The sequence below is a fragment of the Candidatus Sulfotelmatobacter sp. genome (genome assembly GCA_035498555.1).
In the GTDB taxonomy this organism is placed as follows: Bacteria; Eisenbacteria; RBG-16-71-46; order RBG-16-71-46; family RBG-16-71-46; genus DATKAB01.
Map to the genome: position 1 here is coordinate 1 of DATKAB010000196.1, position 8,595 is coordinate 8,595.

Annotated in this window: 10 protein-coding genes; 2 read left to right on the top strand and 8 right to left on the bottom strand. The window is 68.0% G+C overall.

Annotated features, from left to right (window positions below; translation table 11 throughout):
• Positions 1 to 105: 105 nt before the first annotated feature.
• The 8 genes from VMJ70_15260 to VMJ70_15295 all read right to left on the bottom strand — a co-directional run bounded on the left by VMJ70_15260 (position 106) and on the right by VMJ70_15295 (position 6,568).
• Entirely contained in the window at positions 106 to 273 is a 168-nt protein-coding gene (locus tag VMJ70_15260) for a hypothetical protein (protein ID HTO92489.1), read from the bottom strand.
• Positions 274 to 548: 275 nt separating this feature from the next.
• Entirely contained in the window at positions 549 to 791 is a 243-nt protein-coding gene (locus tag VMJ70_15265; GenBank protein HTO92490.1) for a TM2 domain-containing protein, read from the bottom strand.
• Positions 792 to 832: 41 nt separating this feature from the next.
• Positions 833 to 1,600 carry a DNA repair protein RecO gene (gene recO, locus VMJ70_15270; protein ID HTO92491.1) on the bottom strand — a complete coding sequence of 256 codons (768 nt, stop codon included), beginning with the start codon at positions 1,598 to 1,600 and terminating at the stop codon, positions 833 to 835.
• Between the two features lie 52 nt (positions 1,601 to 1,652).
• Positions 1,653 to 2,264, bottom strand: a complete 612-nt coding sequence (locus VMJ70_15275; GenBank protein HTO92492.1) for a DUF502 domain-containing protein — start codon at positions 2,262 to 2,264, stop codon at positions 1,653 to 1,655.
• Entirely contained in the window at positions 2,261 to 2,698 is a 438-nt protein-coding gene (locus tag VMJ70_15280; protein ID HTO92493.1) for a VOC family protein, read from the bottom strand. Before VMJ70_15280 ends, VMJ70_15275 begins: the two co-directional genes overlap by 4 nt.
• Positions 2,699 to 2,748: 50 nt before the next feature.
• Positions 2,749 to 3,261 carry an rRNA maturation RNase YbeY gene (gene ybeY / locus VMJ70_15285; GenBank protein HTO92494.1) on the bottom strand — a complete coding sequence of 171 codons (513 nt, stop codon included), beginning with the start codon at positions 3,259 to 3,261 and terminating at the stop codon, positions 2,749 to 2,751.
• Positions 3,233 to 5,458, bottom strand: a complete 2,226-nt coding sequence (locus VMJ70_15290) for an HDIG domain-containing protein (protein ID HTO92495.1) — start codon at positions 5,456 to 5,458, stop codon at positions 3,233 to 3,235. The genes ybeY and VMJ70_15290 overlap by 29 nt, the downstream gene beginning before the upstream one ends.
• A gap of 39 nt (positions 5,459 to 5,497) precedes the next feature.
• Positions 5,498 to 6,568 carry a PhoH family protein gene (locus VMJ70_15295; protein HTO92496.1) on the bottom strand — a complete coding sequence of 357 codons (1,071 nt, stop codon included), beginning with the start codon at positions 6,566 to 6,568 and terminating at the stop codon, positions 5,498 to 5,500.
• A gap of 491 nt (positions 6,569 to 7,059) precedes the next feature.
• On the opposite strand from VMJ70_15295, the gene VMJ70_15300 reads away from it, so the two are divergent.
• Both VMJ70_15300 and VMJ70_15305 read left to right on the top strand, forming a co-directional pair.
• The gene (locus VMJ70_15300; protein HTO92497.1) at positions 7,060 to 7,449 is read left to right on the top strand and encodes a hypothetical protein; all 390 of its coding nucleotides are present in this window, start codon (positions 7,060 to 7,062) and stop codon (positions 7,447 to 7,449) included.
• Positions 7,450 to 7,567: 118 nt separating this feature from the next.
• Positions 7,568 to 8,595: hypothetical protein (locus tag VMJ70_15305; GenBank protein HTO92498.1), on the top strand; the 1,028-nt coding region annotated here is incomplete at its 3' end.

Below are 8,595 nucleotides of genomic sequence, written 5' to 3' on the forward strand. Positions count from 1 at the left end.
CGCGAGCATCATCTCCTGGAGCGAACGGCGTGGATCGAGCGTGGACATGCGAGCCCAGATACCTCGCGTCTGCGGAAGGCGGTGGCCGGGAACGAGCCGCGCAGTCTAGCGCAGGCTCGACGGCTCGAAAAAGCGCCACACCATCGCCCCGCCGGCAGGCACCAGCAGAATATCGGGAGCGGCTCGAATCGGGATCGCCGCCGAGCCCCCAATGAGCGCCCGGAGGATCGGAATGATCGAGATCTCGCGGTGCTTGCCGGCCTCGAGGCTCATCGGTAGGCCGGCGGTGAGCAGCGTGGTCGGGCAAGCAATCCTGAAGCTCGGTACGCAGCGGCGCGAGCGCCGGCCACAGCCGGGCGTTCTAGTCGTCGAAGACCGCGAAGAATGCCGCTTCGGTGAACGGAACGCGCATCCCCTCAGCCCGGCGCGTCACATCCCGTCGGCTGCCGCCGCTCGATCGGATCCGCCTCGTGATGGTGAGCCCGCTCGACGCCGCCGAATCCGGGCGCGCGAGCGTCGACGGTCGCGCCGTGAGTGCCCTCCATGCTCTACACCGATCCCGGCTCGGTCCACTTGAACACGCGCCGGCCTTCCTTGTCGGTGAAATTTCCGGTCACGATCATGATGAGATCGATCAGATACCAGATCCCGCAGCCGCCGAACGTGAACAGCATCAGCAGGCCGGTGCCGATCTTGCCGACGTAGTAGCGATGAGCGCCCAGGCCGCCGAGAAAGAAGCACAGCAGCACCGCGACCAGGCGCGACTTGGGAGAAACCGCGGCCGTGTTCAAAGTTCAACCTCCGTGGTTGGGCGGGGCGAGTCACGCGGCCGTCACGACCGCGTCTCGGGGAGGGACTTTAGGACTTCGAGCGATCGCAATCCATGGAAGCGATCGAAATGCGTGCGAAGAAACGCCTCCACCACCTTGAGCAGCTCGCCCCAGCGATTGAGCTCGACGTAGTCGCCGGCCTCGGTCACCGGGCGCGACAGAAGCAAGGCGAGGCCCCCGAGCGCGTCGGCCGACAGCGTGATCACGCCCGGCTCGCGCGCGGCGCACGAGTCGCAGAGCAGTCCGCCGCGGGCCGCCGAGAACCATCGCCGCGGCGACAGCGCGCCGCCGCAGCTGGCGCACGCGTCGAGCCGCGGGCGATAGCCGAGCAGGCTCGCGAGCTGGAGCTGAAAAGCGAGCGTCACCGCCGGAAGCGCCGCCACCGGCGCCTCCGCGCAGCCTTCGAGCGTCTGGCGGAGCAGATCGAAGAGCTCGGGGTGCGGCTCCTCGCCCCACACCAGCCGATCCACGATCTCGAGCGCCGCCTGAGCGTGCGCAAGGCGGGTCAGATCCGAGAGCCGACTGCCGAGCGGATCGAGCACCTCGGCCTGCGAGAGGAGATGCAGGTCGCGGTCGGCCTTGAGGTAGCACACCAGCCGCGAGCGCGACAGCGGCTCGAGCGCGAAGCCGAACCGGCTCGGGGTCTTGCGCGCGCCCTTGGCGACTACCTTGCGGAGCCCGTGATCGCGCGTGTAGACGGTGACGATCCGGCTGGTGTCGCCGAGCGGCTGGGCCTTGAGGACGATGCCTTCGGTGGTGAGGAGCGCCATCGCCCCGCAGTCTAGCGGAGCGGTCCAATCACGCGAGGCGCGGGGTGCGTGCTCAGCCGCGCGGCGTCGCGATCTGGCTGGGCTGCACGACGCCGCCCGACACCACCACCTTGAGCCCGTCCTCGATCGGCCAGTCGAGCCGGATCACGTCTTTCTTCGGAAAGTAGTGGACGAAGCCCGACGCGGGATTCGGCGTGTGCGGCACGAACACCACCTCGACGTCCTCGCCGAGCCGTTCGCGCAGATCGGGCTGAACGCGGCCGGTGACGAAGCCCACGCGCCAGATCCCCGGCGACGGCCAGGGCACCAGCACCACCTGCTTGAACGGCGGCTCGCTCCGATCGTTGAGAAACGCTTCACCCAGCGATCGCGTCGAGCCGTAGACCAGCCCGACGCCGGGGATGCGCTGCATCATCGAGTCCCACATCCTGAGCAGCGGGCGGGAACCGATCCACGACGCGACCCACCCCACGATCAGCAGCAACAGCAGGGTGGCGAGCAGGCCCAGCCCGGGGATGCGGTGATAGTCGAGCGCGGCGAAGCGCAGGTAGCGGCCGAGGAGATTGTCGACCCAGTTGAGCAGACGATAGAACACCGCCAGCGTGACCGCCGTGGGCGCCAGCACCAGCAGCCCGGTGAGCAGATAGGTGCGGAGGCGCTTCATGAACCGGCGATCGCGCTCTCGCTCATCAATGCGAGCTGGTTGCCATCCAGGTCGGTGAATTCCGAGAGCCACAGCTCGGAGGTCGGGGTGCGATGGACGAGGTGCGGCGCGGCGCGGAATTTCACGCCCTTCGCGCTCAGCGAGGCATACACCTCCTGAATGTCGGGCACCCGGAAATAGATGGCCGAGCCGCGCTGCGGGTTCTCTCCCGCCGGCATCACGCCGACCAGCAGGCGCACGTTTCCACACATGAAGAACGCCATCTGCGGCGGCGCCGCGAACAGAAAGGGGAGGCCGAGCACGTCACGGTAGAACGCGATCCCGCGGTCGAAGTCTTCGACCGGAATCAGCAGCTGGGCAATCGTGGCATTCGAAAGGTTCACGCCGGCCTCCTCGCTCCGTGTGAAGACACCGCGCGGGCGGGTGGTGCTCAAGGGGAGACTCCGGTCTCCGGCGGGAATGTAGCGTGATCGGGCGGGGGCCGTCACCGCGCCCCGATCCGACCGGAAACCGCCGCTCGCGAGAGCCGCTTCGACAGCTCGCGGACCGCGGCCGCGCCACTCCTCAGCGCCCGCTGCTCGCGGCGGCGCATCTCGCGCCGCTCGGCCGCGTGCCGGTGATCGAGCCCGGCGAGATGGAGCGCGCCATGCACCACCAGGCGCGCCAGCTCCTCCCCCGGCGTGACGCGAAAGCGACGGGCCTGCTCGCGCACCCGATCGATCGAGATCGCCAGATCGCCGTGGATCAGCGTGTATGTCGCGCGACGTGGCGCCGCGGGCCCGGCGGGTGCTTCCCCGTATTCGAAGCTCAGCACGTCGGTGGCGCGATCCAGTCCGCGCCAGGAACGGTTCAGCCGCCGCAGAGTCGCGTCGTCGGCGAGCAGCACGCCGACGTCGCCGGCCCGGCGACCTTCCGAGCGGAGGGCGGCCCGAACCAGCGCGCGCAGCGCCGGTGCCAGACCGGAGAAACTACGTGGACTCCTTACGGAGATCGGCATCGGTCCGGGTGCGCCGGGTGGGGTCGGCGGGATAGGGCGCGCGCACGTGGAACGTGGCGGTGAGTACGGGGATGAACGCCTCGCGGATGCGCGCCAGGTCCTGGAGGGTGAGACCGCAATCGTCGAGCTGACCCTGCTGCACGCGCTCCTCGATGATGCGCGTGACCAGGCCGCGAATCCGGCTCGGCGTGGGCTCCGCCAGCGCGCGCGAGGCGCCCTCGACGCCGTCGGCCAGCATCAGGATCGCGGTCTCGCGCGAACGCGGGCGCGGGCCGGGATAGCAGAAGTCCTCGCGGCGCGCGCTCGGGTCGTTTTCGAGCGCCTTGTGATAGAAGAACGCCATCACCATGGTGCCGTGGTGCTCGGGAATCGCGTTCTGCACGGCGCGCGGCAGCCGCTCCTTGCGCGCCATCTCGAGACCCTCGGTGATGTGCGACTTCACCACCAGCGTGCTCATGCTGGGAGTGAGCCGCTCGTGGCGGCTGCGCGAGGAGGCCGGCTCGTTTTCGGCGTAGTACTCGGGTTTCGAGAGCTTGCCGATGTCGTGGTAGTAGGCCTGCACGCGCGCGAGCAGGGAGTTGGCGCCGATCGCTTCCGCCGCGGCTTCGGCCAGGCTGCCGACCACCATGCTGTGGTGATAGGTGCCGGGTGCCTCGAGCTGCAGGCGCTTGAGGATCGGCCGGTTCAAGTCCGACAACTCGAGCAGCGTGATGTCGGAGGTGAGCCCGAACAGGTGCTCGACCGGCGGCAGCATGACGAAGGCGAGGGACGCGGACAGGAAGCTGCCCACCCCGCCCCACATGATGTCACGCAGCAGGACGCCGGCCTGCGTGCCGCGCGCCAGGTCCCAGGCCAGGATCGCCGCCAGGTTGGCGAGGGCGATCGCCAGCGTGGCGCGCGCGAAATGCCAGCGGTGGCGGAGCCGCACCACCGAATAGACCGCGGTGACACCGCCCATCACCGCCACCGGCACGAACGGCGGTTTGAGCTCTCCCACCGTGATCACCAGCACCACCAGCACCAGGGTGTAGACGAGCGCCGGGCGCTTCTCGAGCAGCGACGCCACCACCAGCGGCGCCAGCGCCAGCGGCACGGAGAACTCGGGCAGGCCGAGCATGCCCACCAGCACCTCGGCGGCCGCCAGCACCACGGCGGTGAGCAGGGTGAACATGGCGAGCATCGAGTTGTCGCGATAGACGCCGGGCAGCTCGACGCGCAGATAGGCGGAGAACACGGCGATGAACAGCAACATGAGCAGCATGCGCGCGACCGGCGGATAGAGGGCGTCGCTGCTCGGGCGGCGCGCGGCTTCGAGCCCGCGCAGCGAGCGCAGCTTGAGCACCGCGTCGTGCGATACGCGCTGATTGGCGTCGACGATCAGCTCGTCCTTCTGCACCGTGCCGATCGTGGCGGGAACCGAGCCGCGGGCCTGCACGCGGCGCCATTCGGTCTCGGCCCGATCGTAGAGGACGTTGGGTTCGGCGAAGGTGGCCGCCAGCTCGCCGAGCAGCCGCGCGCCGGCCGGATCGCCGGGAAACGTCCCCCGCGCCCGGGTGGCGATCTGATCGAGCGCCTCGCGGCGGTCGAGCAGCGAGGCCGAGGACCGCGGAGTCTCGGTTTCGCCCTCGCGCACCGCAACCACCCGATAGCCCGAGATCAGCCCGTCGCGCTTCTCGGCCACCAGCCCGGCGTCGTAGACGTCGTGCAGCCACTGCCCGATTTCCTGCAGCGCCCGCCGCGCGCGGCCCGGCGCGGCCAGGGCGTTGGCGCTCTCGTCGCTGAGCGGCACGCCGAGCGCCTTCAGACGCTGCGCGCGGTCCGCCGAATGGAGCGTGGCGTCGGTGACGGTGGTGAGCACCCGCTCCTGGAACGAGCCGAAGCGGCTGAGCGTCTCGGACGAGACACGCGGATCCACGGTGAACACCGGGTGCACCGCGGCCGCCGCCTGATCCTGCTCGCGCCGCAGCTCGGTTTCGTCCTTTTCGACTCGGAAGTCCATTGGCGCCACCACGCGCTCGCGCGCGATGTCGCCTTCGCGATAGCGATATTTCTCGGGGACGCCGCGCGCCGCGGGCAGCAGAGCCGCCAGCGCCAGCAGCACGGCAACCAGACCGGCGCGCGCGCCGAAGTACCCCCATCGCACGCTGCGCGCGCGATCGGGAAGCGCCGGCTTGCTGGCGACGTCCTGAGAAGTCACGAGAGCTCCGAAAAAAGCGGCCGCGCCCAGGCTCCGCGCCTAGGCCGGATCGCCGGCCGGGCCGGATTCCTCGGCCTCGCCGGATGCGGACGAGTGAGGTTCGGCGTCGTGCGGAGCGACGTCCTCGCCCACCCCGTCATCGGACTGGCCGTTCATGCGCGCATGATAGTCGTCGAACGCGCGGATGATATCGCGCACCAGGCGGTGCCGGACCACGTCCTCGGGATGGAAGTAGATGAACTTGATGTCGGAGACGTGCCCGAGAATCGACTGGATCCGCACCAGCCCCGAGCTGTTCGGATCGCGCAGATCGATCTGCGTGATGTCACCCGTGATCACGGCGCGCGCGTTCACTCCCATGCGGGTCAGGAACATCTTCATCTGGCGCACCGTGGTGTTCTGCGCTTCGTCGAGGATCACGAACGAATTGTGAAGCGTGCGCCCGCGCATGAAGGCGAGCGGCGCGATCTCGATCACGCCCAACTCGATGTAGCGGCGCATGCGGTCGTAGGACATGAGATCGGCGAGCGCGTCGTACATCGGGCGCAGGTAGGGATCCACCTTTTCCTGCATGTCACCGGGCAGGAAGCCGAGACTCTCGCCGGCCTCGACCGCCGGGCGCACCAGGATGATGCGATCCACCTTCTTCTGGCGGAGCGCGTTGACCGCCGCAGCCACCGCCAGATAGGTCTTGCCGGTTCCCGCCGGCCCGATCGCGAACACCACTTCGTGCTCCTCGAGCGCCTTCAGGTACTCGGCCTGCGTTGGAGTGCGCGCCTTCACGTTCTTGCGATCGAACGCGTAGCCCGGGGCGCCGTCGTAGGCGTCGGCGAGCCGCACGTAGCCGTTCCCATTGCGCTTCATGAGCCCGAGGGCCGAGGCAACGTCGGCCTCCTCGATCACCTTGCCGCGCTCGGCGAGATCCACCAGCTGCTCGACCGCCCGGGCCGCGGTGCCGACCGCCTCTTCGTCACCAGCGAGCGTGAGCGTGCCGTCGCGCAGGGTGATTCGCACCGGCACCAGCTTCTCGATGTGGCGGAGATTGGCGTCGTTCTGTCCCAGCAGCGAGACCGGCTCGAGATGCTCGATCGGGAACTTGCGAACGTTCACTGTGAAACCCTCGCGTCTCGGAAAAACACAAAACTCTTGACCCGGTTGGCCCCGGAAGGGCCTTGGCCAAGAGCGCTTGATCTCGAAGTTGCGATGTCGAAGTTGTCTGGCAACCTGTTGTCGCCCAGGGACTCATCCTCCTGAGGGAACCGATTCGGCTCTCGAGAGCCGACGGCACCGCATGCGACGCAGTGGAAACTAGCACAGCGCACGCGTGAGGGTCAATGCCCACACGTCGTTATGAGGGTGTTATCGGCTCACACGCACTTGTAGTTGAGAGAACATTCACGGCCCACTTCGGGTTAGGATCCCGCCGGTGCCCCGTCCCGGCCGCACGATCCGGGAGAGTTTCGATGCGAGATTCGAGGCTTCGACGTCTGCTCGCCGGTGGGTCCGCCCTCGCCGCGCTGTTCGCGATCTTCGCCCTCCACCCCCTGTCTCCCGCGCACGCCGCGCCGCGCGCGCCAGCGACCCCCGGGTCGATGCAGACCATGCCGGAGACCCCCGCGGCCCCGGCGAGCCCGGCTCCCTCCGGCAATCCCAATCAAGCAGAGATCCAGCAACTGCAGACCCAGATCCAGTCGGTGAAAACCGAGTTCCATTCCCAGCTCGATCCGCTGAACGCCCAGATCAAGGCGCTCCACGACAAGTACGATTCGCAGATCGCTTCCCTGGAGGAGCGGCGGAAGACGCTGGTCGAGCAGGGGAAGCCCGCCGCGATCCAGGATCTCGATCGCCAGGAGGCGAGCGAGCTGGCAGCGCTCGCCGATCGCGAGAAGACCGACGTCGAGAAGTTGCGCGCCCAGTACGCCGATCAGAGGAAGCAGGTCGAGGAGAGCTACCGGGTCAAGCGCGGCGAGCTCAAGACCGTGAGCAACTAGAGGTTTGTGCGGCGGAGAATGTTGATGGCCGGGGTCGTGCACTGCGATCCCGACCATGCCGCATTCGGACACGTCGTTCACCCCTCCCTTCTGCCCCAGGCCGTGGTGCCACTATCACTTGAACCCGCTCGGCTGGCGCTGGGTCCGCTTCGGTTCCTTCCACCGCCACTGTCCACCACGCACCATTCCGCGTTTCCGCTGTCGACACTGCGGCTCGACCTTTAGCTCCCAGACCTTCTCCACCACCTACTACCTCAAGCGCCCCGAGCTGCTCGAGCCCATCTTCCACCGCCTGCTCGCCTGCTCCGGCTTCCGCCAGATCGCGCGCGAAGCGCGCTGCAGTCCCACCACCGTCATGGGGCAGTCTGCGCGGCTGGGAAGGCACGCTCTGCTCTTTCTCCATCAACACCGGCCCCGTGTTCCAGTCTCAGAGCCCATCGCGATCGATGGCTTCGAGAGCTTCGCCTACAGCCAGTACCATCCCCTCCACCTGAACGTCGCCGTCGGCTCGAAGTCTCACTACGTGTATTCGTTCACCTTCGCCGAGCTGCGCCGCAAGGGACGGATGACTGCCGCCCAGCAGAGGAGAAGAACGATTCTCGAGGCCCGTCATGGCCGTCCCTCACCGAAGGCTCTCGAAGACAGCGTCGTTCAGCTGGTCCGCCTCGCGGCCCCGCTCGACACCTCGCTCACCATCCGATCCGATGAGCACCCCGCCTATCCGCGCGCCTTCCGACGCCTCAAGCCCCTGGCGATCCGCCACGAGATGACTCCCTCGGTGGAGGCTCGCACCCCGCGCAATCCGCTCTTCCCGGTCAACCTCATCGATCTGCTCCTCAGGCACAACAGCGCCAATCACAAGCGCGAGACCGTCGCGTTCTCCAAGCGTCACCAGAGCGTGATTGAGCGGGCGGCGCTACTATTCGTGTGGCGGAACTTCGTGAAGCCGTTCTCCGAGAACCATGATGGCGGGACACCCGCCATGCGGGTGGGTATCAGGGCCGGCCCACTCAGTGTCCGCGAGATTCTGAAAGCGAGGCTGTTCCCGGAGCGTGTGGGGTTGCCTTACCCCTGGGACGACTACTACTGGAGGAGGATACCAACCAGCCGGATCCCGAATGCCCGACGGCACTCGCTCAGCCTGGC